This is a genomic window from Neobacillus sp. CF12 (assembly GCF_030348765.1).
In the GTDB taxonomy this organism is placed as follows: domain Bacteria; phylum Bacillota; class Bacilli; order Bacillales; family Cytobacillaceae; genus Neobacillus.
In genome coordinates, this window is sequence record NZ_JAUCEU010000007.1 from 350,839 (window position 1) to 377,561 (window position 26,723).

Consider the following 26,723-nt stretch of genomic DNA (forward strand, 5'->3'; position numbering starts at 1 on the left):
GAAACCTATTTGCCCTTTTTTCCGTCTTTTAGTTTATAGCAGCTTAGAAATTTGTTAAGGAGAGATTAATATGAAACGTTTTTACAAGGTGACTGCATTTGCTATTATTCTTACATTCATAATGTCAGTGAGTAGTACAAGCAAGGTTTTCGCCGATACTAATGGCAATAATGAAGAAAGCATTAACGAAAAGTTTGGTTTGCCGATTGTTGTGTATGGGGAGGCGCTATCTGCAGCACAAAAGGATGAGGTAAGAAAGCTTTTAAACGTAACGGACACTAGCAAGGTGAAAGAAATCACTGTTTCCGGAGAAGACCTAGTTACCTATATTAAAGGTGACCGCCATTCCAATATGTACTCCTCCGCAAAAATTACTAGAAAAGACTCAGGTAAAGGGCTTGTAATCAACCAAGTCACGCCAGAAAACATTACAGAGGTTACCGATGAAATGTATGCCAATGCCTTACTGACTGCTGGAATTCAGGATGCGGTGGTGGATGTTGCTTCTCCTGTAAAGGTAAGCGGGCATTCCGCATTAGTTGGCATCTACAAAGCCTATGATGAAGGAGAAGGGGCAGGGCTAAACAAGGACCGTACAGAGGTTGCCAATGAAGAATTGAATTTAGCTACTGACCTTGCAAAGAAAGAAGGCATGGATCAGGATAAAGTAAGTGAGTTATTAACAGAAATTAAAAAAGAAATAGCGGAGCAGAATCCAGCAACCAAAGAAGAACTTGCTGCGATTATTGATGAAAAGTTAAAGACTTTAGAAATTAACTTGAGTGAACAAGACCGCCAACTCTTACTAGATTTATTTGAAAAAATGAGAAACCTCAATATTAATTTTGATAATGTCAAATCGCAGCTCGAAACTCTGACCCAGGACATCCAGCAACGAATCGAAGAAGCAGTAGGTGACAAGAACTTTCTACAAAAAGTATCCGATTTCTTTAAAGAATTAATCGATAGCATTAAAAGTATATTCTCATAATTAGCAGGCTCAGTCATAGAACTGAGCCTTTCGTTCGTTTGTAACAAAATTTTAATGATAAAATAAAGAGGAGTTACTACAGGACTATATAAAAATCCCCAGTTTTTTGTTAAAATAGTATTTAAGGAAAAAAGTTTCGACAAAATTCACAAAAATATGCTTTAGTTAGATTATAATTTAGATATATAGTCATAAATCTACTAAAAGCTCAAAAATTAAAAATACTCATTTGAATTTTTTGAATTTTGAATAATGAGCAATGAATTTGGCGGGAGCAGGAGGAATCATTCATGTGGGATTTTGAAATGGATATAGATCAAGTAGCAAGAATAAAAGTAATCGGTGTTGGCGGCGGTGGAAATAATGCCGTAAACCGAATGATTGAAGACGGAGTTCAAGGCGTTGAATTTATTGCGGTTAATACTGATGCCCAAGCCCTAAAACTATCAAAAGCAGAAATAAAAATGCAAATCGGTGCCACCCTAACAAGAGGCTTAGGCGCTGGGGCCAATCCTGAGGTTGGTAGAAATGCAGTTGAAGAGAGCAGAAAGCAAATCCAGGAAGTACTAAAAGGAGCAGACATGGTCTTCGTTACCGCTGGTATGGGCGGAGGAACGGGGACAGGTGCTGCGCCTGCCATTGCACAAATTTCTCGTGAACTGGGTGCGTTAACGATTGGTGTCGTAACACGTCCTTTTGGATTTGAAGGTCGTAAACGCTCAACAAATGCAGCGGCTGGAATTGATTTAATGCGTGAAGCAGTTGACACGTTGATTATCGTTCCAAATGATCGCTTACTGCAAATCGTAGATAAAAAGACTCCGATGATTCAAGCTTTCCGTGAGGCAGATAATGTACTTCGACAAGGTGTTCAAGGAATTTCCGATTTAATTGCGGTCCCTGGATTAATCAACCTCGATTTTGCTGATGTGAAAACCATTATGTCTAACCAAGGGACAGCCTTAATGGGTATTGGACTTGCTAAAGGTAAAGACCGTGCAGTGGAAGCAGCTAAGAAAGCTATTTCTAGCCCTTTACTAGAAACATCCATTGATGGAGCCCAAGGTGTATTAATGAATATTACTGGTGGCAGTAATTTAAGTCTTTATGAAGTTCAAGAGGCTGCAGATATCGTTTCTTCTGCTGCTGACAAGGAACTAAATATGATCTTTGGTTCGATTATTAACGAAGACTTCAAAGATGAAATTATGATTACCGTTATCGCTACAGGGTTTTCTGAAACAGAATTATCATCTAGGAAAAACACTGCCGCGCCTACAAGGGAAATAAATTCAAGACCACAGTCACAGGGTATTGGGCGACGTGAGCAGAGTGTTCAAGAAGAAGCTCCTCAAAGTTTTGAAAGACCAAGACCACAACAAACAGAAGATACGCTGGATATTCCAACATTCTTGCGTAATCGTAATAGAAGATAAAGCGAACACCAAGGCTGCTGAGAAAATTCTCGGCAGCCTTTTTATTGACCGAATAATTCGATTTCGACAATTTTTTTAAAACATGAGGAGAATTAAAAACATTTATGCTAAAATAATAGTGAAATTTACAACAGCAAGGAGTAATCGCTATGTTGAAAGATATTTTTATGGGCTTATCTCAAAACCAATTTTTAAATAGTGCAGCTAAAAAGTATGGTTTAAAAATGGGTGCACAAAGTGTTGTTGCAGGTACGAATATCGATGAGGTAATAAAAAGTATTAAGGAATTAAATGCGCATGGTATCTCATGTACCGTTGATAATTTAGGTGAATTTGTCTTTAAAGAAGAAGAAGCAACAGAAGCAAAAGAACAAATTCTAAAGGTTATAGAAGCCATTCATGAGCATAATGTTGATGCGCATATCTCTTTAAAACCTACCCAATTAGGTTTAGACATCGAATACAGCTTCTGCTTAAACAACTTAAGAGAAATTGTTGATAGGGCAAACAACTATGGTATTTTTGTTAATATCGACATGGAAGACACTAGCCATCTACAGCCTACTTTTGATGTTTTGGATGATTTGTCTAAGGAATATGATAACGTTGGAACCGTTATTCAAGCTTATTTGCTTCGTGCTGATGAATACCTTGAAAGATATAAAAATCACCGTTTACGAATTGTAAAAGGGGCTTATAAGGAGCCAATTGAATACGCTTACCAAGATAAAAAAGATATTGATGCTAACTTTATTAAATTAATTGAGTGGCATTTATTAAATGGAAAGTTTACCTCCATTGCCACCCATGATCATACTATTATTAATCATGTAAAGGCATTTGTTAAAAAGAATCATATTCCGAATGATCAATTTGAATTTCAAATGCTTTATGGTTTTAGAAAAGACATGCAACTGCAGCTAGCAAAAGAAGGCTACAACTTCTGTACCTATGTTCCTTTCGGTAATGACTGGTATGGCTATTTCATGCGACGTCTAGCGGAAAGACCGCAGAACTTAAATCTAGTTGCGAAGCAAGTTTTTACTAAAAAAACAAACACCATTATCGGTGTTGCTGCAGGTGCATTTTTGTTGGGAAGACTAACAAATAAAGCTAAAAAGAAACGTAGATAAGTTATTATTACCCTCTCAAATGAGAGGGTTTCTTTATGGAATTGTTATAGGTCTAAAGGACTATTATTGTCAAAATTGACAAGTTTGTAACTTATAAATAATAAGTATTGATTGATGGACTGAGTTTTATAAAAAAGGGGGAAATATTTTGAAAAAGAAACGATTTTATCTATCAATGGTCTTTCTCTTAACACTTTCTATGATTCTTGCTGCTTGTGGTAACCAAGAGGATGGCGGCGAAAAGCCTGCTAATGAAGAGGAAGAAAAGCCAAAGTTCATAAGTATTCTAACAGGTGGGACTGGCGGAACTTACTATCCGTTAGGCGGCTCCTTTGCAGAAATCATTAAAGATGCAACCGGGATAGATACGAATGCTGAAACAAGCGGTGCTTCTGCTGAGAATATGACCACCCTTAAGAATGGTGATGCTGAAATTGCCTTTTCCCAAACCGATATTGCTTCCTATGCTGTCGACGGAAAATTAATGTTTGAAAACAATAAAGTTGAAAATGTACAGGCGATCGCGACATTATATCCAGAAACCATTCAAATTGTAACAACAAAGGATTCAGGTATTACATCCGTTGAGGATTTAAAAGGAAAAAAGGTTTCCGTGGGAGCACCTGGCTCAGGTACTGTTGCCAATGCCGAGCAAATTCTTGAAGTACATGGCATGACTTTTGATGATATTAATAAACAAGATTTATCCTTCGACGAATCTACGCAAGGGATTCAAGATGGTACGATTGATGCGGCTTTTGTAACAGCAGGAACACCGACCGGTGCAGTTGAAAGCCTGGGTGCAACGGAGGATGTCGTGATTGTTCCGATTGAACAAGACAAAATTGACAGCCTCATTGAAAAGTATCCATTTTATGTAAAGGAAGAGATACCTTCAGGCACATATGGAATGGAGTCTGCTGTTACAACAGTCGCTGTTCAAGCGATGCTAGTGGCAAGCAGTGATCTTTCAGAGAATGTTGTTTATGATATTACCAAAGCAATTTTTGAAAATCTTGATAAAGTAACACATGCTAAAGGGAAATTAATTAAGGTAGAAAATGCATTGAATGGTGTAGGAATTGATGTACATCCAGGAGCCCAAAAATATTTTGATGAAAAAGGTGTTACAGCAAAGTAAAAGATACACTTTCATTTTAATTCCTGGCCGGCTGAGAATAGCCGGCCACCTTTTCCATTGAATAGGAGGGGCAATGAGTAATTTTCAAAGATTACTATATCTATCAATCTTCCTTATAATTATCATCCTTTTTGCAGTCATACCACAACATCAAGCCATTGTTTTCCAACCAAATAATACGAAAGCAACCCTTGCCTATATTCCAATTAAAGATGTAACGACCTTTCAAATTAGATATACCCATTCGATTCATTTATCGGATGTTGTAGAAAGCTATAAAATTACTCCCGATCAAAAACTTCAACAAGTTGAACTGATGTATGAGGATTTTGCTATTGGCATGCCCTCCAATGCTGAAGCGGGAGAAACGTTTGAACAGATAAATGGAAGCTACTATATCAAAAATATGAAACGGATTTTTCCTTTCTTTCATTTACGAATCGGACAGGTTATTGCCAATCATAAAGTGATCTTTAACAATAAGGAATATCCATTATCCCAGAGTATTGCACCTGGAAGTTCTGTAAAAGTGGAAATTCGTAAATTGAACTACTTTGAGCTATGGAAAGGAGTGAATATCCTTGAGTCATAATGAACAAGCTCTTTCAGAAGCAAAGCAACAGGAACTTTTAGAGAAATATGACCCTGAAGCAGGTACCCGGAAGTTACAAGGAATTGCTCGTTGGATTGCATTCGCAGGGTTGTTAGCATTCTCGTTATTTCATGTCTATACAGGTATTTTCGGAATGTTAACCGCACAGCTTCAACGAACTATTCATTTAGGCTTTGCACTTGCACTTATATTATTATTATTCCCCGCGCGAAAGAAGAATAGGGGAAAGGAGTATAAGGTGGCTTGGTATGATATCATCCTAGCAATTATCTCTGTCATTGTTGGTGCTTATTGGCCAGTGATGATTGATGATTTGGTCTTAAGGACTGGAAATATGACACAAGTTGATTTTTTTGTTGGGCTTGCCGCCATACTACTTGTATTAGAGGCAACTCGCAGGACGGTTGGTCTGCCGATTACGATTATTGCGATTATTTTTATGGGATATGCGGTATTTGGACCATATATGCCGAGTGTGATCGCCCATCGAGGACTTGAATTGGATCGTTTAGTGCAGACGATGTTTTATACAACAGAAGGTATTCTTGGTACACCGCTAGGCGTATCTTCCACGTTTATCTTTCTCTTCTTATTATTTGGTTCCTTTTTGATCAAAACAGGAGTTGGGGAGTATTTTAACGACCTGTCTATTGCCATTGCCGGAAGGAGTGTCGGCGGTCCTGCGAAGGTTGCTGTTTTTTCGAGCGCTTTGCAAGGAACGATCAGCGGGAGTTCGGTAGCAAACGTAGTTACATCTGGTGCCTTTACAATACCAATGATGAAAAACCTCGGTTATAAAAAGGAGTTTGCGGGAGCCGTTGAAGCGTCTTCTTCTACAGGTGGCCAGTTGATGCCACCGGTTATGGGAGCTGCCGCTTTTTTAATGGTAGAGTTTATCGGTGGAATCAGTTACTGGGAAATTGCAAAGGCAGCTGCAATCCCTGCGGTACTTTATTTTGCAGGTATTTGGATCATGACTCATTTTGAAGCAAAGCGAATCGGTCTTCGTGGGTTAACAAAGGAAGAAATGCCAAACAGGAAAGAAGTTCTTGGGAAGCTCTATTTATTACTTCCTATCATTGCGATTGTTCTTTTGTTAAGTTCAGGGATGAGTGTCATTCGTGCTGCACTTTGGTCGATTGTCATAACAGTTGTGGTAAGTGCCTTTAAGAAAAATACGAGAATCGGATTTAAAGGAATCATCGATGCATTGGTGGATGGGGCGAGGTCAGCATTAGGTGTTGCTGCGGCATGTGCAGCTGCAGGCATCATTGTTGGAGTGGTAACGAAAACAGGACTAGGCTTGAAAATGGCGAATGGGCTGCTGGACTTTGCAGGAGGGGCATTATTACCAACCTTGTTTTTAACCATGATTGCTTCCTTGATATTAGGTATGGGTTCTCCAACAACTGCTAATTATGTAATCACTTCAACAATTGCAGCACCAGCGATCATTTTATTAGGAGTTCCAGATTTATCAGCACACTTGTTTGTGTTCTATTTTGGAATTGTTGCGGATATTACGCCTCCAGTGGCGCTTGCAGCATTTGCCGGTGCGGCAATTTCTGGTGGAGAACCATTTCGAACGGGCGTGGAATCAACGAAACTTGCCATTTCCGCTTTTATCATTCCCTACATGTTTGTTTTTTCGCCTGAATTGCTGATGATTGATACAACATGGACGTATTTGATATGGGTAGTGTTTACCGCTTTAACGGGTATGATTGCAATAAGCGCAGGGGTTATTGGTTTTTGGGTGCGAAAATTGAACTGGATTGAACGGATCGTGTCCCTTGGTGCAGGGTTATGCTTAATCTATCCAGACAAAATCTCTGATATCATCGGGTTGATTTTGTTTGCTGTCTTACTTGCTTTGCAATATTTCTATAACCGGGATAAAGTTCCTAAACTACAAAATTAAATAAATAGAAAAAACTCGGAACCCAAAATGTTGGGGTACGAGTTTTTTCTATTTATTTTACAAAGGAGTAGAAATTTGTCAAAAAGTGTGATTAATATTTATTGAATTATAAGATTTCGTAGTTTACGATAGATTTTATGATTGAATTGGAGCAGAATAAAGAGAATAGATCAACAGGGGGATATATACGAATGGAACAATCCATTGATAAACCAGGCAAGCCGCCATATGGCATTCTTGCTGTTTTAATGATCGGTGCCTTTATTGCTTTTTTAAATAATACTTTATTAAATGTTGCGTTACCTTCAATTATGAAGGATTTAGATGTAAATACAGCAACGGTTCAGTGGCTGACCACCGGTTTTATGCTGGTCAATGGAATTTTGATTCCTTCTACTGCCTACCTTATTCAAAAATATACTGTCAGGCGGCTGTTCTTAGTTGCAATGGGGCTGTTTACTGCTGGTACGATTATTGCCGGTATTGCTCATGCATTTCCTATCCTGCTAACAGCACGAATGGTACAAGCTTCTGGTTCTGCTATTATGATGCCATTGTTGATGAATGTTATGTTAGTCAGTTTTCCGATTGAAAAAAGAGGAACGGCGATGGGGGTTTTCGGATTAATCCTCATGTTCGCACCTGCTATTGGTCCTACTTTATCTGGTTGGATTATTGAACATTATGATTGGAGAATGTTGTTCCATTTTGTTACACCGATTGCAGGTGTCATATTATTAATTGGCTTTTTGAAGCTAAAAGATAAAAAGGAGAAAGTGGATCTCACCCTTGATGTTTTTTCTCTTCTGTTGTCAAGTGTCGGCTTTGGTGGCCTGCTCTATGGATTTAGTTCTGCTGGTAATAAAGGCTGGGACAGCCCGCAAGTTTATTTAACCATCATCATTGGAATTGTTTCGTTGGTGATATTTATTTTACGCCAATTAAAACAAGAGAAGCCTTTGCTAAATTTCAGGATTTTTAAATACAATATGTTTGCTTTATCTTCTGCTATTTCGATGGTCGTAAACATGGCGATGTTTTCGGGGATGCTGCTTTTGCCAATTTATGTTCAGACCCTCCGAGGGATTTCTCCGTTGGATGCAGGTTTAATGATGTTGCCAGGAGCCGTCGTGAATGCTTTTATGTCACCTGTAACGGGTAGATTGTTTGATAAGTTTGGCGGTCGGAAATTGGCTGTAACTGGTTTACTCATCACCACCGTAACAACATATTATTTTAGCAAACTGACGTTTGAAACGACCTATATGTATATGGTTATTTTACATGCTATCCGGATGTTTGGAATGTCGATGGTATTTATGCCTGTATCTACAAATGGGTTAAATCAGTTACCACCGCGTTTTTACCCTCATGGGACTGCAATGAACAATACATTACAACAGGTTTCAGCGGCAATCGGTACGGCATTTTTAATCACCGTAATGTCGACTCGTTCCGAATCCTACGGAACAGAATTGTCTGCATCGGCAATGCAAAATAATATGTCTGAGCAGCAAATTGCGATGAATGCAATGTTAGAAGGTATTAACTATTCCTTTTTCGTAGCAACGTTAATCTCTGCAGTTGCACTCGTTCTGTCATTCTTTATTAAAAGAGCCAAGCCTGCAGAAGATAAACGAGAAGAAAATCAATCCAAAACGAATGATCAATTATTGAAAAAGTTAGCTAAAAGTTAATTACTCTTTTAAAAGAAATCGATTCTCGACTATCGATTTCTTTTTTTAATTTTTGGGGTAATTAAAGTTGTCTATTCTTATGTCCTATTTTTAAGAAATGAGAATATATTTTACTACGGTTAAGAAAATTGTGGTTTAGAAGGGAGTGAGAAATTAGAAAACTCAACTAGTAGGAATGAAAAAAATTTTCTCTCAGGATGAAAGCGATTACATTTTAAGATTGGAGGGTATTTTTTGAATATTTTACTATGCTGTGCAGCAGGAATGTCTACTAGTTTATTGGTATCAAAAATGGAAGCTGCTGCAAAAGCAGAAGGAATTGATGCAAGGATATGGGCGGTTAGTGCAAACGAAGTGAATAGCCACCTCGATGATGCGGATGTATTACTGGTCGGCCCGCAGGTACGCTATTTGCTGCCTCAATTAAAGAAAAAGGGAATAGAGAAAGGGATTCCAGTGGATGCCATTAACCCTGTTCATTACGGAATGTGCAATGGTACGGAGGTATTAAAATTTGCGAGGAATTTAATAGGTTCATAATTTCACAAGGGGTGAAGAGATATGGCCAAATTTACTCAAATTTTAGAAGAAAAGTTTATGCCGATTGCAGGAAAAGTTGCCGGTCAGAAACATTTACAAGCATTGCGTGATGGAATTATCTTAACGATGCCGCTTATTATCATTGGATCTGTTTTCTTAATTATCGGATTCTTACCGTTTGAAGGGTATCCGGAATTTATGGCAAGTATCTTTGGGGATGCTTGGTTAACCAAACTTCTTTATCCTGTTACCGCAACCTTTGACATCATGGCACTCATTGCCGGGTTTGGTATTGCCTACCGATTAGCAGAGCATTACAAAGTGGATGCTTTAAATGCAGGTGCTATTTCCGTTGCTGCTTTTATTCTTGCCACACCATATTTTTCAATGTTTACACCAGAAGGTGCTAGTGAAGCCATCCAAGTTGGCGGGGTACTGCCTATCGCATTATTGGGAAGCAGAGGGTTGTTTGTTGCGATGATCCTTGCGATGGTTTCAACTGAAATTTATCGATTTATTATTCAAAAAAACATTGTGATTAAAATGCCTGACGGAGTCCCGCCAAGTGTTAGTAAATCTTTTATTGCTTTATTTCCTGCATTCATTGTTATTTTAATTGTTTGGTTAATTCGTTTATTCATCGAAACTACCGACTTTGAAACCTTACACAACGTGGTTGGACAGTTGTTACAGGAACCCTTAGGTGCACTTGGAGGGTCATTAATTGGGGCATTAATCGCCGTTTTCTTTGTTCAGTTATTATGGTCAACAGGCTTACATGGTGCGAGCATTGTTGGTGGTGTTATGGGACCAATCTGGCTGGCCGCGACTGACGCAAACAGAGTAGCACTAACGGCTGGTGATGAACTGCCAAATGTTGTTACGCAGCAATTTTTTGATATTTTCATTTATATGGGTGGCTCTGGTGCCACGTTTACATTTGCGTTAATGATGCTGTTTATGGCTAGGAGTCAGCACTCAAAGACGTTGGGCAGATTAGCGATTGGACCGGGAATATTCAATATCAATGAACCGATCACTTTTGGGGCGCCAATCGTCGCCAATCCATTGCTTATCGTTCCATTTATTTTAGCACCACTTGCTTTAACGATTACCACTTATATTGGCATGAGCACGGGATTTGCACCTAAGACAGCAGGGGTTGCGGTTCCTTGGACGACTCCTCCCATTATCGGCGGTTACCTTGCTACGGGTGGAAATATCAGAGGGGCGTTAATGCAATTGATTAACTTAGCCGTTTCCTTTGCCATCTACTATCCTTTCTTTAGGCTATGGGATAAACAAAACTACCTAGTCGAACAAGGGGCTAAAAAATAAAAGAATAAGAGAGAGCTTGCCGGTAGGCAAGCTCTTGGTATTGTTATTTTGGAGGGGGAGCCATGAATAAAGAAGAATTATATAACCTGTCTTTTCAACTCATTTTACACAGTGGAAATGCCCGTAGTCTCGCGATGGAAGCCATTTTTGCCTCGAAAGAAAAAAATTTTTCGGAAGCCTTTGAAAAGCTTACGGAAGCTGACAGTGAAATAAGTGCTGCCCACCGATTTCAAACGCAATTGATTCATGCTGAAGCAGGTGGAGAATCTTTTGAGATACCGATTATTCTTATTCACGCACAAGATCATTTAATGACTGCCATGACGTTGAAGGATTTAGCAAGAGAGATGGTTGAAATTCGCCAAGAAATGAATCAGTAATTTTGAGGAGGAGCACCTTTAGTGAATAATTCAATAAAAATTGTCACAATTGGCGGCGGTTCAAGTTATACGCCTGAACTTGTCGAAGGGTTTATAAAACGCTATCATGAACTTCCTTTAAGAGAGCTTTGGCTAGTAGATGTTGAGGAAGGAAAGGAAAAGTTAGAAATAGTCGGAAATTTAGCAAAGCGGATGTTTCAAAAGGCGGGGCTGCCTGTTGAAGTTCATTTAACACTCGACCGGCGCAAAGCGCTAATTGGTGCGGACTTTGTGACAACACAATTCCGTGTTGGTTTACTTGACGCCCGGGCAAAAGATGAACGGATCCCGTTAAAATATGGTGTTCTCGGCCAAGAAACCAATGGTCCTGGTGGGTTATTCAAGGGATTAAGGACCATTCCGGTTATTTTAGATATTGTTAAAGACATTAAGGAACTTTGCCCAGATGCCTGGCTGGTAAACTTTACGAATCCTGCTGGAATGGTAACGGAAGCTGTTCTAAGATATTCTGACCATCGTAAAGTAGTGGGATTATGTAATGTCCCTATTGGGATGGAAATGGGAATAGCAAAACTTTTAAAGGTAGAACATTCACGCGTGCGGATTGATTTTGCCGGTTTAAATCACATGGTATACGGTTTAGATGTTTACGTAGATGGCGTTAGTGTGAAAAAGGAAGTAATAGATTTTTTAACAAATCCTGAGAATTCTAGTTTTGTTAAAAACATTCAAGGTCAAGGGTGGGAGCCTGCGTTCATTCAGGCATTAGGTGTACTTCCTTGTCCATACCACAACTATTATTATAAAACCCGCGAAATGGTTGAGAAGGACATTAAAAATGCGGAAACAGTCGGTACACGTGCTGAAGTGGTAAAAAAATTAGAAGATGACCTTTTTGAACTTTATAAGGATCCCGATCTTTCAATTAAGCCGCCACAACTTGAAAAACGAGGAGGAGCCTATTACAGCGATGCGGCTGTACGTTTAATTTCATCCATCTACAACGATAAATGTGACATTCAACCAGTAAACACAATCAATAATGGCTCGATTGCCAGTATTCCTGACGAAAGTGCTGTGGAAGTAAGCTGTATTATCACAAAAGAGGGACCGAAACCTCTGGTTATGGGTGATCTTCCCGTGCCTGTCCGCGGTCTAGTCCAACAAATAAAGTCATTCGAACGGATTGCTTGTGAAGCGGCAGTGAAAGGCGATTATAATCTAGCGGTACTTGCCTTAACGATTAATCCACTAGTGGCGTCAGATACCATTGCAAAGACGATCGTCGATGAAATGTTAGAAGCACATAAGAAGTATTTGCCTCAATTCTTTGAAAATTAAGCAGGGAGGGGGACATGATTGATTAAGCTTATTGTGAATGCAGATGATTTTGGATATTCAAGGGGCATTAATTATGGAATTATCGATGCTCATAAATATGGAATCGTTAATTCCGCTACGATGATGATGAATATGCCAGGTGTTAGCCATGCTGTGGAGATGGCTAAAGAAAACCTAACGCTGCAACTTGGAATTCACCTTGTCCTTACATGTGGTAGACCATTACTATCGGACGTTCCATCTTTAATGGATGTAGAGGGAAATTTTAAAAAAATGAATGATATCATTAGAAATCATAATCTTTCCCTAATGGAACTGGAAAGGGAATGGACAGCACAAATTGATCGGTTTTTTGACTTTGGACTTACTGCTACTCATTTTGACAGTCATCATCATGTCCACAGTATACCTGAATTTTTACCGGTGATTCAAAGATTGTCAAAAAAGTACAATTTACCTGTAAGGCGAATATCAGAACAGCCTGTTGAAGGGGTGCCTTCGTTTACGGACCGCTTTTTTCATGATTTTTATGGAGAGGGTGTATCGGACGATTATTTTGTTGAATTATCTAAGCATGATGTAGACAATCAAACCATCGAAGTAATGTGCCATCCTGGTTACCTAGATTTTGAAGTATTAAATGGCTCGTCATATACAGCCGACAGAGTAAAAGAGACCAATATCCTAACCTCTGTTACCTTGCCAGATAATATTATATTATTATAAAGTTTGAACAGCCATCGTTTGATGGCTGTTTGCTATTATTCCTGTTTTAATTATCAATGGTTGTTAAACTGTTTGATTTGTCCGCGGATTTCTCCGTCAGGATTTTGGACTGTATGGGCATTGACATATGTTTTTCCATCTCTCATAAGTTCTATTAAATCCGAAAGTGATTGTCCCATTAGGGGACCAACAAGATCATCTGCTGTAATGATTCCTTCAACGACTCCTTTTTTTACACTTATACTAGGGTCAGCTGGACCGAATAGAAAGACGACAACAGGACCGTTTACACCTTTTCTCCCTATATGAATATGAGCCTGAGTAAAATTATCAAGATTATTTACAGTTAGGCGATATCCAATCCTTCTTTCATCTCTGCTAACTTTAAATTTTGCAAACCCAAAAGCATCTGTTCGAACAGGTGGGACCTCTTCTGAACCTTCTAATATCGCAAAAAACAGTTGATTATTTTCCATATATATCCTCCAGAAAAACTTAATTTATGTATCATATTTTCTAGAGGATTAAATGCTTGTACGAATGTCCCATATCATTAAACCTTTACATCTCCAAAAAATTTTTTTCGCTGTTTTTATTTTTGAGTTAAACGGACTGGTTATTTAGAAAAAATCCATATTTCGAATTCAATTTTATATTAATGTAGTAAAATAGTACCGGCTATTAAGTATTTTCTATTTTTCAAGGAGAAAAAACTATAATTGAAAAGACAATATGATTTAGATTGGATTCGTGTTTTAGCTACACTAGCCGTTTTCATTTACCATTGTTTTATGTTTTTTAATCTATGGGCTTGGCATGTTAAGAATACTGAGACTGACCCGACTTACATCACGACCATTTCGTTATTTATGAGTACCTGGTTAATGCCAATTTTTTTCGCAGTATCGGGGATCAATTCGTATTATGCTTTAAAGAAGAGAACGGGTAGCCAATATTTGAAGGAAAGGCTTGCCCGACTAGGGATTCCCCTAGTATTTGGGGTCATGATTCTAACTCCTCCTCAAATCTATATGGAGCGGGTCAGTCATGCGCAGTTTGCTGGATCGTTTTTTAACATGGAAATTCGATAACAAACGTCCTTGCTTAGTAAGATAAGTTTTAGTAGGGTGGCTGTTAGGTCACCCTATCTTTCATCAATGTTTGGTATTATTAGTAAATAGTGAAAGGATTTTCCTACTTTAAATGTAAAGGACAGATTATGATGAAGTTTGTGTTAGCGCCTGATTCATTTAAGGAGAGTATGTCTGCAAAAAAAGCTGCTCTTGCAATGGAAAAAGGTATTCGTACGGTTTTTCCTGATGCAGAATGTGTGATAGTTCCGATGGCAGACGGTGGTGAGGGGACGGTTGAATCACTCGTTAGTATGACGAATGGTGAAATGGTCAAGGTTGAAGTCATTGGTCCGCTAGGTGAGAAGGTTATAGCAGAATATGGTCTTTTAGGTGAAGGTCAAACAGCTGTGATTGAGATGGCAAGTGCAAGTGGAATAGAATTAATCAAACTAGAAGACCGTAATCCACTAGTAACGACTACGTTTGGAACGGGTGAATTAATAAAACATGCTCTAGATTTGGGTGTAAGTCGTATATTAATCGGAATTGGCGGCAGTGCAACGAATGACGGTGGAGCGGGGATGCTTCAGGCACTTGGAGTTTCTTTTAAGGATAAGAATGGGCAAGAACTACCCTTCGGAGGTGGTGCATTGAACCAATTAGCTTCGATTGATTTAAGCGGATTAGACAGCAGAATTGAGAATGTAAAAATTGATGTTGCTTGTGATGTAACAAATCCTCTGATTGGAGAGAATGGAGCATCAGCCATTTTTGGCCCACAAAAAGGAGCAACTCCTGAAGTGGTAAAACGTTTGGATGAAAACTTAGCTCATTATGCTGAAGTGATTAAACGAGATTTGGGTAAGGACATTGCACATACAGAAGGTGCCGGTGCTGCCGGTGGTCTTGGTATAGGATTAATGGCATTTCTAAATGCTCAACTGAAAAAAGGCGTGGACTTAGTCATTGAATATACGGGTCTTGAGGATAGAATTATAGGTGCGGATTATGTTTTTACTGGGGAAGGAAGCATCGATGGTCAAACGTTGTTTGGAAAGACACCTTATGGAGTCGCTTCGATTGCGAAAAAATACTCTATTCCAGTAATTGCATTTGCAGGAAAAATTGGCAAGGGTGTTGAACCACTTTACGACCACGGATTTACATCCATTGTTGGAATATTAAAGGGTGTTTCTTCTTTGGATGAAGCGTTGAAATCCGGTGAAGCAAATCTCGCATTTGCCGCAGAAAATATCTGCCGTGTATTAAAATAATCTACATTAAAGCAGTCATCATACGATGGCTGTTTTTTTTGTAAATTGTTGATTAAAATGGTGAAAAAAGATAAGTTTGATTAAAACGAACATATTTGGAGGTATTTAGTAATGAAAAGATGCGGTTGGGTGAATTCAGATCCCCTCTATATTGATTATCATGATCATGAATGGGGCGTGCCAGTATATGATGATCGATTGTTATTTGAGTATCTGAACCTAGAAGGTGCCCAAGCAGGGTTAAGTTGGTACACGATATTAAAGAAAAGAGAAAATTATCGCAAAGCATTTGATGATTTTGACCCCAATATCATCATTTCCTACGATGAAAAGAAAATAGCAGAACTTTTGCAGAATGAAGGAATCGTTAGAAATAAACTAAAAATAAATGCAGTCATTACAAATGCAAAGGCATTCTTCAAAGTGACTGAGGAATTTGGGTCATTCAGCGAATACATTTGGTCATTTGTAAATGGGAAACCGATACAAAATCAGTTTAGTGATTTGTCTGAAGTTCCTGCAACAACGGACATTAGTGACAGGTTAAGTAAGGATTTAAAAAAACGTGGCTTTAAATTTGTAGGCTCAACGATTTGTTATGCCTTTATGCAAGCGACAGGGATGGTAAATGATCATATAGACTCATGTATTTGCTACAATAAACATTCGGGAAAAAATACATAATTCTCAGTTGTTCTTTATATTGAATGGGTAGTTTGAATATTATGTAAATTTTATTAATAATGATATTTCACCCTTTAATCTACAGTTAATATATATTATATTGTTCTTAATAAGGAACAGTTGCAATTTTCGAAAAATTCTTCATCATTTCTTGAAACCAATATGGATGAAATCCGTCAAATAAGTATATCCAATTTAAGGAATTAATCGCAGGGATTTTGCAGGAATTTTGTGTCAGAATGCGGAATAGATTAAGTGAATGAGAGCGAAATTCCTTTTTGCGGATTTTCGGAAGTGTTTCGTTAGGTATTACGAGATTGGGAGAAAGAGGCGACGAAATTAAATGTCTATACGAACTTGGTTGGTTTCATTCATATTAATTGGCAGTTTAATAGGGTTAGCAGGGTGTGCACAGAAAACAAATGGCAACGGGTCTGACCTTGAGAACAAAGTAACAGAACACGAAAAGAAACTCGAAGAGCAAAAAGCCGCAGAAGAGGCGGCAAGGAAAGCTGCTGAAGAAGCTGAAGCAAAAAGGATTGCAGAGGAAGAAGCTAAAAAGCCAAAAGTGGTAAATGTAATAGATCCGACGACAAAAAACATTATTAAATCCCTGATCCCAGTAGATTTGGGGTTTGGAAGTGATAATGAAAAATATAAACAGCAACTTGAGCAATGGGCGAGGGAAATTGCAAGGGGAACCGAGACTACTCCTGGGTATGATGCCAAAATGATACTGGATAAAATTGATGCAAATGGTCAGGTAATCAAAGGGAAGCCAAGAGTTATTCTTGAAGAAGCAGAACTAGTTACGAAAATAATCGAGGCATCAGTAAAAGGCGGAGATGTATTCCTGCCAATCTATGTTACGGAAAGCGGCTATAAGCCTGAAGACGCAGCCCATTTATCTGAAGTTGTGGTTGCTACTTATACAACTAAATTTAATCCTAGTATAGCTGGGAGAAATAAAAACATTGAACTATCTGCGCTGGCAATCGATAATGTGATTGTTGGAACAGGGGACGTTTTCTCCTTTAACCATACGGTCGGACCGAGTGACGAAGCACATGGATACCAGCCTGCCCAAGAAATCGTTAATAAGCAATTAGTCATGGGAATTGGCGGCGGTATTTGTCAAACATCCTCTACTTTGTTTAACGCAGTTGATCAATTAGCTATCGAATATGTGGAATGGCACCATCATTCTCTAACAGTGGGGTATGTACCTGCAGGTCGGGATGCAACTGTTTCATATGGTGGAAAAGACTTTCAATTTAAGAATACTGCAGGAGTCCCTTTATTGATTAAAGCCATTTATAATCCGAACGGAACCATAACCGTTGAGATGAGAACCTCTGCTGCCTATCAGAGCTTACTACAAAAAAGATAAGCTTTCATAGAACATGACGTGTGGCAATCACACGTCTTTTCTTTTTGCTTAATTGATCTGCCTTTTTTAAGTGTAAACCTTATTTAAATTAGGTCCCAGCCCTGTCCAAAATTTACATTTGGAATAGCTTATCCTACAGAGAATATCTATCAGGAGATGATTCGTTTTGCATAATATGGATAGCATGGAGCCAAGTGAACTATGTCAGGAGTTCGCTAGAATACTTGGTGCAACACCTTCTGTAATCAATGGCGTATGTACAGCAACGAGGTCCAGAACAAATATCCATCCTGTGGTTTTAGGCCGTCGGGCTGAGTCGTTTATGTTTGTTCCACAGGCGTTTTCTTTTGAAAATATCGATAGAGAAGGCAGAGCATTATGTCTTGGAGAAACCGTTATTCTTCAGGATGAGATTAACCCTTTTATTACTAGGCTGCGTGAACATGATATCATTGTGACGGCCTTACACAATCACTGGCTTTTTGATGAGCCGCGCTTAATGTATATTCACTTCGAATCCATTGATGAGCCTTTAGACTTTGCTAGAAAAGTTAGTGATGCACTAGATGTACTAACTACAAGGAACATTGGTCGTTCGAGTCGTGCTCGTCAGGCTACAGATAGAAGGGCAGAGGAACTGTGCGAAGAGTTTCACGAAATTCTCGGAGGCATGAGCACGTTCGAAGATGGTGTTTGTATGGTAATGAATTCACGGACCAATATTTTGGCACGGATACTTGGCAGAAGAACTAGATCGTTTCTAGCATTACCGCAAATGTTCGTGTTTGAATCTCTGTCTTCCGACGGCCGGGCACTGTGCAGTGGTGAAACAGTCATTCTCCAGGAAGAACTGAATCCGTTTATAGATATTCTTAGAGAACATAATATTATTGTGACGGCCTTTCATAACCATTGGCTCTTTGAAAATCCAAGGCTTATGTACATCCATTTTGAAAAAATTGATCGGCCACTCGAGTTTGCTAGGGATGTAAGGGATGCATTAGAGGTACTAACAACAAGAGAGGTAAGACCAAATAAATAATAAAATGAGGCATCATCCAAAGGATGGTGCCTCATTTTATTTTGTCCTGTTTCGTTTCTCTCTTTTAATCATGTACTCGATTAAGTCGATATTGTTGTCAATATAGTTCAATCGATCATGGGAAAGGATTGCCCATTCAGAACTTTGATTCATAGCTGAGGTAATATGTTTAATGCTAAAAGAGTATCTTGAATAAAGCTCAGAAACCACAAAGCTTAATCTAATTTGGCCATTAATTTTATTTAAAATTTTTTCCATGTCGTCCCTTAACCAGTCAGGGGAGTTCTCAATCGCTTTGTCGACTATAGTATCAAATTCATTCGTCATCGTCATATGTAATCTCCTTTTTAGCATTATTATTACCATTTATATCTAATTATATTTTTATATAGTTTACCATTAATTAGTTTGGTAAACAAATTAATTAATAAATTTGTTGAGAAATGATAACATTAGACAAAAAACATAAAAAAAACACGATGAAGTTTTATCCTTCATCGTGTTTTTTCAATTATTCTATGCCTTCAATGACAATTTCTTTAGCAGGGAGGAAGTCCTCATCTGTATCTAAATAGGTGACATTTACTGTATCTCCTTCTTTTAAGTAAATGACCAATGGTTCTTTTTCAGAGGAAAGAATATAGCTCTTCTTGTTATCTAAAAGGAATGAAACCACAGTGAAATCACCTGATTTTTCTTTATAAACACGGAGGACTGTACCTTTTATTTGTTTTTCATCAGCTTTCGAACTGCCATCCACAGAGCCGCCGCCTCGTTGCAGGGCTGTTTTGTATTGTCTTAATGCTTCGTTTGGAGTTACCCCGAACACGGAAATTTCGGGATTTGCGGCCGAAACGATAAAGTAATTCTGCAAAAATCCATTCGAATCAAGGACAGGTGTAAGCCAACTTGCTTCACCATAGAAGTTATAAATGACAGGCATTTCACCATGCCATTTCTTTTCAATAAATTTCTTTTCGATAATTTGTAAGGCACCTTGTGAATCCATATAGGATTCTTCTGGATTCCCGGTATAATAGGTGGCTTCACCCGTACGAGAGTTGGTCAACGAGTAGCCGAGCATGGAATCGACGCCTTCTTTAGGACTTGTAAAATCTGTAAAATAAAACATTACCCCATTTTGATCGAATATCGGACTTACATTCGCCTCTGTTCCTTCATCAGAAGGAAGTTTTACATCTGATTTACCGAAGAGACTGTTCCATAATCCATGAATATAGTTCCCGAAATAGCTGTTTTGCAAGCTGACAATTTCAGGTGATACAGCACCTTCAATAAATTCAGGTACTTTTGACAAGGTATAAGATTTTGTGTTCCCGGTTTTTGAATCCACTACCACAACACCTTTAACATCAAAGCCATTACGTGCTGAAACAAACTCACCGTAGGAGCGAATATAATATGGTTTTCCTTCATCATCTATTTCTAATTGAACATCGCCATAGAAGATATGTTTCGGGAATTGCATACGAATATGCCGTTCAATATCTTTATTAAAATAAGAAGAAGGGGTATAAATCATTTCGGATTTAATAAATTTCGGATTTGCCGAAGAGTCAGTAGCACTTAAAGTAAAGTAACCAGGTGTCTCTTTCCCTTTCCACCATTTAAAGAAACCAGAGAATTCAACAGGTGCAATATAGACATAATCGTTATTTACCTTTTGAATTTGCAGATTGCCAAGTTCATAATAGCTGGTATTTGGCACTTGACCAAAAGCTTTTTTCATTTTATTACGTGCAAATTCAGGTGGAACACTTGCCGGTGTTTCTTTTTCATCAAATGACTTAATTTCCACTTTTTGATCCATTTGTGCTATCTCGTATTTTTCATCCGCATTAAATAAAAAGGCAGTGAGAAAGTAGATACCGAAGAGTAGACTTGCTGCAAACAGCAGTGCTTTCACTTTTCTTTCCCTTCCAGTAGAAACTAAAGCACCTAACGCCGTTATAATAATAGCAAGAACCCATAATGAAGACAGGTTTCGGTCATAATTCGAAAAGTAATAATAAGCAAAAACAGAAGGGATCAAAATAACGATTAAAGCAATAATTGCTCCCGGAATTAACCTTCTAGCCCCGTTAGAACTTTTCTTATTACTTTTCGTATTGGCGGACTTGTCATCGCTATAAATCGGTATAAGAACAAGAGCAGATGCAATAGCAACAATCAAAGAAAACAAAAACATATTCCCCATAACCAATTCCCCTTTATAATCTAATCTTTCTGACTTGAGTCTATTTATATACGAGTATCTAGGAAGAAAGTTTCATAATAACTTTTTTAGAAATGGACAAATTTGAATAATCTTTGGTTTAAAGCAAAAAATACCATTGCTTCTACAGAATTAACTAGGAGGAATTTTATGCAAAGGATTTATAAAATGTTTATATCTTTGCTTACCATCAGTTTAATTGGTTGTGCGGGTAATCAAAATGCTTCGGATGGAAACCAAACAAATAACCAAAATCCAAGACATGTAGCAGACAACACCAACAATGTCAATCCTATGGCTACTTCGCAAAACAATAGAGGTAATGCTGCCAGCCCAGCTCAAAACATAGGAAATGATCAAGGATTATCAGAAGAATACCATGGCCACTTATCTAATCGTCCGGAAACAAAACAGAAAAAGGAAAAACCCCCTGCCGCGAATAAACGTTATATTCAGGTTCAACTTTTGGGAATTAATGATTTACACGGACAAATAAATGTAACACGTAATGTTGGAGGAAAACCAGCAGGTAGAGCAGATTATTTAGCAGCTTATTTAAAACAAAGGGAAGCCGAGAATAAGAACACACTTCTTGTACAAGCAGGGGATATGGTAGGGGCAAGTCCTCCTGCTTCAGCCCTTTTACAGGATGAGCCTGCAATCGAGATCTTGAACAAACTCGGATTCGATATTGGGACAGTAGGTAATCATGAATTTGATGAGGGCGTTAAAGAATTACTTCGTCTCGTCAATGGCGGTACTCATGAAGAAACTGGAAACTTTGCCGGAGCAGATTTCCCTTGGGTGGCAGCGAATGTCATCGATCAAAAAACTGGAGAATCCATTTTACCTCCTTATAAAATTCTTAAAGTAAATGGGATGGAAATTGGATTTATCGGTGTCGTAACCACAGAGACTCCGACGATCGTAGTGCCAAGCGGAGTTGCAGGATTAACCTTCTCTGATGAAGTGGAAGCTATTAATCGTAATGTAGCACAATTAAAAAAGCAAGGAGTTCGATCCATCGTTGTTTTAGCCCACAATCCAGGAACATCAGGTGTGAAAGGTGAAAATCCATCTGGAATGCTTGTCGATATCGCAAATAAGATTGACGACGAAGTAGATATCATTTTTGGTGGACATAATCATGCGTATATGAATGCAACAATCGACAACAAACTAGTAGTCCAATCCTATTCCTATGGTACTGCATTCACTGATGTGGATATTGAGATTGACCCGAAAACAAAAGATATCGTTACAAAGAGAGCAGAAATCATTACGACGTTTCAAGAAGGTATAGAACCGGATCCAGAAATAGCGAAGATGGTAGCCAGTTACGAAGCAATTGTTGAACCAATTGTTAACAGGGTAATAGGATCCACCTCGGTTAATTTAACAGCGCTCCGCAATGATAATGGAGAATCCATTCTTGGTGATTTAATAGCTGATGCTCAAAGGCAGGCAATGAAAACAGAATTAGCGATTATGAATCCGGGTGGTATTCGAGCCGATATTAATCAAGGAGACATTACTTGGGGCGAAATTTACACGGTTCAACCTTTTAATAATGATATGGTTAAAATGACGATGACTGGGCAGCAAATACGTGACTTGCTCAATCAACAGTGGGGAACAAAAACAACGATGCTTCAAATTTCTGGATTCTCCTACACATGGGATGAAAATTTACCAGTTGGACAAAAGGTTGTAAATATCCAACTTGCAGATGGCACCCAAATGGACCCGAATAAAACGTATACGGTAGCAGCAAATGTCTTCCTTGCTGGTGGGGGAGATGGTTTTACAGTATTCACGAAAGCGCAAAATAAAGAAATAGGACCTGTTGACTTAGATGTACTAGTAGACTTTATCAGTGCTCAACCAAAACCTTTCACATATGATATTGATAACAGAATTCAAAAGATTAGGTATTAGAAGAGAATTAACCATATATTTTTAGAATAACAAAAGCTCCCTCTGAACATGAATCAGAGGGAGCTTTTACATTTTTTATAGATTTTTTCTTTGCTCTCTTCATCAGGGCTTCTTACATCTGGTCTGTCTGGGGTTAGTTCTTCTGATGCTTCCGTTTTTATGGAAATAGATTATTTGCGTATTTTGATTAAAAATAAAGGACATTTAAAATATTTGTATAAGAGTATATAACATAATCCATTCATATTAATGAAGATATAAAAGAAAAGGGGATGGGTATATGAATCAATTTATATCACCTAAGAAGATCTATCATGGCGAAGGTTCTCTTGGTAAATTGACTGAGATTTTACAAGAATATTCTAATAAAAGTGTCTTCCTTCTGACTGACCCTATGTTAAAAGAATTAGGTGTAATTGAACCAGTTCTACAACAATTAGAACAGCATCGTATCGATGTCCACTTATCCACCAATGTAATTCCAGAACCATCTTTAGATGTTGGAAATCAGGTTGTTGACGAGATTAGGAAGAGTAAAGCAGGATTAGTAATCGGGATTGGCGGCGGCAGTGCATTAGACCTGGCGAAGGCTGCTGCAGTGTTAACGGAAAACGATGGTTTTGTGGGGGATTATCTGAATTTGAATGGAAGGAAGAAGTTTTCAAATAGGGGAATTCCCAAGGTATTAATTCCTACAACATCAGGAACTGGTGCAGAGGTTACCGACATAGCAGTGTTTTCCTTGGAGGATACAAAAGATGTCATTACACATGAATTTTTACTTGCTGATTATGCGATAGTAGACCCTGTATTAACGTACACACTCCCACCAAGAGTTACGGCAGCGAGCGGGATTGACGCCTTTACACATGCACTAGAGGCCTTTACTTCTATCAATGCAACTACGATAACGGACACATTGGCGTTAGAGGCCATGCGCAACATTGCTGGGAGTATTAGAACAGCTGTCTGGAATGGCAGTGATAAATTAGCGAGGGAACAAATGGCACTGGGAAGTTTATTAGCAGGCTTAAGTTTTTATAATGCCGGGGTTGCTGGAGTACATGCCCTTGCATATCCATTAGGTGGTTTGTTTAAACTCCCTCACGGTGAATCAAATGCTGTATTACTTCCCTATGTTTATGATGATATTTGGCCTGCATGTATAGAAAAATTGGTCAAAGTAGCTGATATTTTTAAACTATCATCTGAAGGGAAAAGTGATCGTCAACTAGCTCAAGATGTGGTTAAAAGCTTATTAGATTTAGTGCAAGATGTAGGGCTGCCAACAACCCTGGATTCCTACAATATTCAAAGAAAAGATATTACCATTTTAGCCGAAAACGGAATCAAACAAAAAAGATTATTAAACAGAAGTCCCAAACCATTTACGATTGGAACAATCGAGAAGATCTATCTAAATGCCCTCGAAGGCAAGTTAACTAATTGTTAGCAGGAAAAGAAAGGTGGATACGATGTATAAAAAATCAATTGAGCCTCGCGTATCAGAAACAGATGGAGTTGGTCATATCAATAATACAACAATCCCAGTATGGTTCGAAGCGGCCCGAAATAAAATATTTAAATTGTTTACCCCTGATGATTCTTTTGCAAATTGGAAGATTATTATTTTAAATATGAACGTGGAATATATAAAGCAAATTTATTTTGGGAGAAACGTTGAAGTTTATGTATGGGTAAAGAGGATTGGAAATTCCAGTTTAGTATTGTATGAGGAGATCCACCAGGATGGGCAGGTTTGTGCGATAGATACGGTGACATATGTGAATTTTAACCTCGAAACTCAGAAATCAGAACCTATTCCGGAAGAGATAAGAATTGAATTAGAGCGACACTATTATCAAGAAAGTGTATAAAAAAGTGACAGACACCGTCCAAAAAATTGGAGGGTGCCTGTCACTTTTTTTACGAATATGATTTTTCTAATTCATCTATTAATGAACCAACATAAGCAACTGCTTTGCGTACTGGGTCAGGTGTGGACATATCTACGCCAGCACGTTTTAATAGCTCCAGAGGCTTCATTGTCCCTCCTGCACGAAGAACCTCTAACCAGCGCTCAACGACAGGCTGACCTTCTTCCTGAATTAATTGAGCTACTGCCGTGGAGGCAGTCAAACCAGCAGAATAGGTGTATGGATATAAGCCCATGTAATAGTGTGGCTGGCGCATCCACGTTAAGCTTGCACCTTCATCGATTTCCACGGTCTCACCCCAGAACTCTGAAAGTACAGCGCTAGTCACATCAGAAAGTGTATTCGCAGTTAGTGCTTTTCCGCTTTCTGCTAACGCATACACTCTGCGCTGATACTCAGCCTCCAGTAAATGAGTGACAAAATTATGGTAATACGTTCCTAACAGTTGAAGGACCACCCAGCGGCGCATTTGTTTGTCTTCATGTTTTGCCAATAGGTGAATCCCTAATAAAAGCTCATTCATCGTTGATGGGGCTTCGATGAAATACATGGACGGGCGAACATTCATGATTCTCTGGTTTTTATTTGCCAAGTAAAAATGTCCAGCGTGCCCGAATTCATGTGCTAGTGTGAAACACCCGCGCATATTATCCTGCCATGTAACCAAAATGTAGGGGTGTGCTCCATAGGGACTTGAGCAGAAGGCACCAGTGGATTTCCCAATATTATCTGCCAGATCAACCCAGCGATCTTTAAATCCCTTTTCAATAATGTCACCGTATTCTGGTCCCATAACTTTCAAAGATTCCATAATAAGTTGACTAGCTTCCTCATAAGTTGTTTCAGGATTAAAATCAGGATCTAATGGTGCTTTCAGATCACAAAAACGCATGACATCAAGACCTAAAGCCTTTTTCTTTAGCATGGCAAATCGTCGCATGTGAGGTGCCAGCTCTTTAAAAATAATATCGATTTGATTGTTGTACATTTCTAAAGTTACTTGATGTGGTTCAAGCAGCATTTCTTCTACTGATGGATAGTTTCTTAAACGAGAAAGGGTAACTTGTTTTTTTACTTCAGCAGAATAGGCTGCTGCGATTGTGTTTTTATATTGTTTTAGCGTCGAAACGAAAGAATCATAGGCCTTTCTGCGCGTGTCTGTATCTGCAGAAAACTCGTAACGGTTTTCAAATAACGCAAAGGATACTGGTAATTCGTTTCCTTCAACATCAGCGATAGGTTCAAAATCCATGTCTGCTAATTTTGCCATGCTATAAACGGTATAAGGGGCACCATGGACCTCACCTAACGCAGCTAATACTTCTTCCGTTTCTGGTGAAAGTCGATGTTTTTTCGTTTCGAGCAGTTCAAGTAAATCTTTTTTGAAAGGCTTAAGCTCAGGTTCCGCTTGAAGATACTTCTCAAGGGTTCCTTCTTCTAGCGAAAGTATCTCAGAATTAATAAATGATAATGAAGCGATCATTTTTGTTCGTAATGCAGTTAATTTAGCTGAATTTGCCTGGTTAACCGGGTCTGTCCCATCAGCCGATTGCTTTAAACTTGCATAAGTTGATGCTTTGACCATTTTCATCAAAAGTTGTTCTTGAGCAAGTAAGCAATTTAATAAGTTTTTTGAACTAGTATGTAACGTACCTTTAAAATCCTCTATCTTTGTTACATCTAGTTCAATCACAGCAAGTTCATTTTCCCATGCCTGTTCTGACACGAATAGATCATCTAATTTCCATGTTAATTCCTCTTGAACCTCTGACCGCGTTAGCCGCTTTTCAACTGTTTTTTCCATCTAGTATCTCCTCCTAAAAATCCTTCGCCTTCCTAAGTAATAGTTTATATTATTTGAATATTAAAGCAACTAAAAAATGGAGTCATAC

The 26,723-nt window shown here is 38.5% G+C and carries 24 protein-coding genes; 20 read left to right on the plus strand and 4 right to left on the minus strand.

Going from position 1 to position 26,723, the window contains the following annotated elements; all coding sequences use genetic code 11:
* The first annotated feature begins 70 nt into the window (after positions 1–70).
* The 12 genes from QUG14_RS01885 to chbG all read left to right on the plus strand — a co-directional run bounded on the left by QUG14_RS01885 (position 71) and on the right by chbG (position 13,257).
* On the plus strand, positions 71–991 hold the full coding sequence (locus QUG14_RS01885) for a DUF1002 domain-containing protein (RefSeq protein ID WP_483310693.1): 921 nt from the start codon (positions 71–73) through the stop codon (positions 989–991).
* 290 nt (positions 992–1,281) lie between these two features.
* Positions 1,282–2,427, plus strand: coding sequence for a cell division protein FtsZ (gene ftsZ / locus QUG14_RS01890; protein ID WP_289338801.1), 1,146 nt, complete (start codon positions 1,282–1,284; stop codon positions 2,425–2,427).
* Between the two features lie 149 nt (positions 2,428–2,576).
* Positions 2,577–3,560, plus strand: a complete 984-nt coding sequence (locus tag QUG14_RS01895) for a proline dehydrogenase family protein (RefSeq protein ID WP_289338802.1) — start codon at positions 2,577–2,579, stop codon at positions 3,558–3,560.
* A gap of 148 nt (positions 3,561–3,708) precedes the next feature.
* Complete coding sequence (locus QUG14_RS01900; protein ID WP_289338803.1) at positions 3,709–4,701, plus strand: TAXI family TRAP transporter solute-binding subunit; 993 nt, start codon at positions 3,709–3,711, stop codon at positions 4,699–4,701.
* 73 nt (positions 4,702–4,774) lie between these two features.
* Positions 4,775–5,293 (plus strand): DUF1850 domain-containing protein, encoded by a 519-nt coding sequence (locus tag QUG14_RS01905; RefSeq protein ID WP_289338804.1) that lies wholly within the window; start codon positions 4,775–4,777, stop codon positions 5,291–5,293.
* Positions 5,283–7,235 (plus strand): TRAP transporter permease, encoded by a 1,953-nt coding sequence (locus QUG14_RS01910; protein ID WP_289338805.1) that lies wholly within the window; start codon positions 5,283–5,285, stop codon positions 7,233–7,235. Before QUG14_RS01905 ends, QUG14_RS01910 begins: the two co-directional genes overlap by 11 nt.
* A 191-nt stretch (positions 7,236–7,426) precedes the next feature.
* Entirely contained in the window at positions 7,427–8,932 is a 1,506-nt protein-coding gene (locus QUG14_RS01915; protein ID WP_289338806.1) for a DHA2 family efflux MFS transporter permease subunit, read from the plus strand.
* A 234-nt stretch (positions 8,933–9,166) separates the two neighbouring features.
* On the plus strand, positions 9,167–9,472 hold the full coding sequence (locus QUG14_RS01920; protein WP_289338807.1) for a PTS sugar transporter subunit IIB: 306 nt from the start codon (positions 9,167–9,169) through the stop codon (positions 9,470–9,472).
* A 21-nt stretch (positions 9,473–9,493) separates the two neighbouring features.
* Positions 9,494–10,810 (plus strand): PTS cellobiose transporter subunit IIC, encoded by a 1,317-nt coding sequence (gene celB, locus QUG14_RS01925; RefSeq protein ID WP_289338809.1) that lies wholly within the window; start codon positions 9,494–9,496, stop codon positions 10,808–10,810.
* Positions 10,811–10,872: 62 nt separating this feature from the next.
* A complete protein-coding gene (locus QUG14_RS01930; RefSeq protein WP_289338810.1) occupies positions 10,873–11,190 on the plus strand; it encodes a PTS sugar transporter subunit IIA in 318 nt (105 codons plus the stop codon).
* A gap of 21 nt (positions 11,191–11,211) precedes the next feature.
* Entirely contained in the window at positions 11,212–12,531 is a 1,320-nt protein-coding gene (locus QUG14_RS01935) for a 6-phospho-beta-glucosidase (protein ID WP_289338811.1), read from the plus strand.
* 18 nt (positions 12,532–12,549) lie between these two features.
* On the plus strand, positions 12,550–13,257 hold the full coding sequence (chbG, locus tag QUG14_RS01940; protein WP_289338813.1) for a chitin disaccharide deacetylase: 708 nt from the start codon (positions 12,550–12,552) through the stop codon (positions 13,255–13,257).
* A 53-nt stretch (positions 13,258–13,310) separates the two neighbouring features.
* On the opposite strand, the gene QUG14_RS01945 is transcribed toward chbG, so the two are convergent.
* Positions 13,311–13,718 carry a CHRD domain-containing protein gene (locus QUG14_RS01945; RefSeq protein WP_289344047.1) on the minus strand — a complete coding sequence of 136 codons (408 nt, stop codon included), beginning with the start codon at positions 13,716–13,718 and terminating at the stop codon, positions 13,311–13,313.
* Positions 13,719–13,976: 258 nt separating this feature from the next.
* On the opposite strand from QUG14_RS01945, the gene QUG14_RS01950 reads away from it, so the two are divergent.
* The 5 genes from QUG14_RS01950 to QUG14_RS01970 all read left to right on the plus strand — a co-directional run bounded on the left by QUG14_RS01950 (position 13,977) and on the right by QUG14_RS01970 (position 18,720).
* A complete protein-coding gene (locus QUG14_RS01950) occupies positions 13,977–14,348 on the plus strand; it encodes an acyltransferase family protein (RefSeq protein WP_289338815.1) in 372 nt (123 codons plus the stop codon).
* A 131-nt stretch (positions 14,349–14,479) separates the two neighbouring features.
* Complete coding sequence (locus QUG14_RS01955) at positions 14,480–15,604, plus strand: glycerate kinase (RefSeq protein WP_289338818.1); 1,125 nt, start codon at positions 14,480–14,482, stop codon at positions 15,602–15,604.
* A gap of 111 nt (positions 15,605–15,715) precedes the next feature.
* Entirely contained in the window at positions 15,716–16,288 is a 573-nt protein-coding gene (locus QUG14_RS01960; protein ID WP_289338820.1) for a DNA-3-methyladenine glycosylase I, read from the plus strand.
* A 343-nt stretch (positions 16,289–16,631) separates the two neighbouring features.
* Positions 16,632–17,678, plus strand: a complete 1,047-nt coding sequence (locus tag QUG14_RS01965; RefSeq protein ID WP_289338822.1) for a VanW family protein — start codon at positions 16,632–16,634, stop codon at positions 17,676–17,678.
* A 175-nt stretch (positions 17,679–17,853) separates the two neighbouring features.
* Positions 17,854–18,720 carry a DUF1259 domain-containing protein gene (locus QUG14_RS01970; RefSeq protein ID WP_289344048.1) on the plus strand — a complete coding sequence of 289 codons (867 nt, stop codon included), beginning with the start codon at positions 17,854–17,856 and terminating at the stop codon, positions 18,718–18,720.
* 36 nt (positions 18,721–18,756) lie between these two features.
* Here the strand turns inward: QUG14_RS01970 and QUG14_RS01975 are convergent, their stop codons facing one another.
* Together QUG14_RS01975 and QUG14_RS01980 are read right to left on the minus strand one after the other, a co-directional pair.
* Positions 18,757–19,053, minus strand: coding sequence for a hypothetical protein (locus QUG14_RS01975; protein ID WP_289338824.1), 297 nt, complete (start codon positions 19,051–19,053; stop codon positions 18,757–18,759).
* A gap of 178 nt (positions 19,054–19,231) precedes the next feature.
* Complete coding sequence (locus tag QUG14_RS01980; RefSeq protein WP_289338826.1) at positions 19,232–20,938, minus strand: hypothetical protein; 1,707 nt, start codon at positions 20,936–20,938, stop codon at positions 19,232–19,234.
* A gap of 168 nt (positions 20,939–21,106) precedes the next feature.
* On the opposite strand from QUG14_RS01980, the gene QUG14_RS01985 reads away from it, so the two are divergent.
* The 3 genes from QUG14_RS01985 (at position 21,107) to QUG14_RS01995 (ending at position 24,771) form a co-directional block, all read left to right on the plus strand.
* On the plus strand, positions 21,107–22,894 hold the full coding sequence (locus tag QUG14_RS01985) for a bifunctional metallophosphatase/5'-nucleotidase (RefSeq protein ID WP_289338827.1): 1,788 nt from the start codon (positions 21,107–21,109) through the stop codon (positions 22,892–22,894).
* A 280-nt stretch (positions 22,895–23,174) separates the two neighbouring features.
* A complete protein-coding gene (locus tag QUG14_RS01990; RefSeq protein ID WP_289338828.1) occupies positions 23,175–24,347 on the plus strand; it encodes an iron-containing alcohol dehydrogenase in 1,173 nt (390 codons plus the stop codon).
* A gap of 22 nt (positions 24,348–24,369) precedes the next feature.
* The gene (locus QUG14_RS01995) at positions 24,370–24,771 is read left to right on the plus strand and encodes an acyl-CoA thioesterase (protein WP_289338829.1); all 402 of its coding nucleotides are present in this window, start codon (positions 24,370–24,372) and stop codon (positions 24,769–24,771) included.
* 49 nt (positions 24,772–24,820) lie between these two features.
* Here the strand turns inward: QUG14_RS01995 and pepF are convergent, their stop codons facing one another.
* Entirely contained in the window at positions 24,821–26,635 is a 1,815-nt protein-coding gene (gene pepF, locus QUG14_RS02000) for an oligoendopeptidase F (RefSeq protein WP_289338831.1), read from the minus strand.
* Positions 26,636–26,723 lie beyond the last annotated feature (88 nt).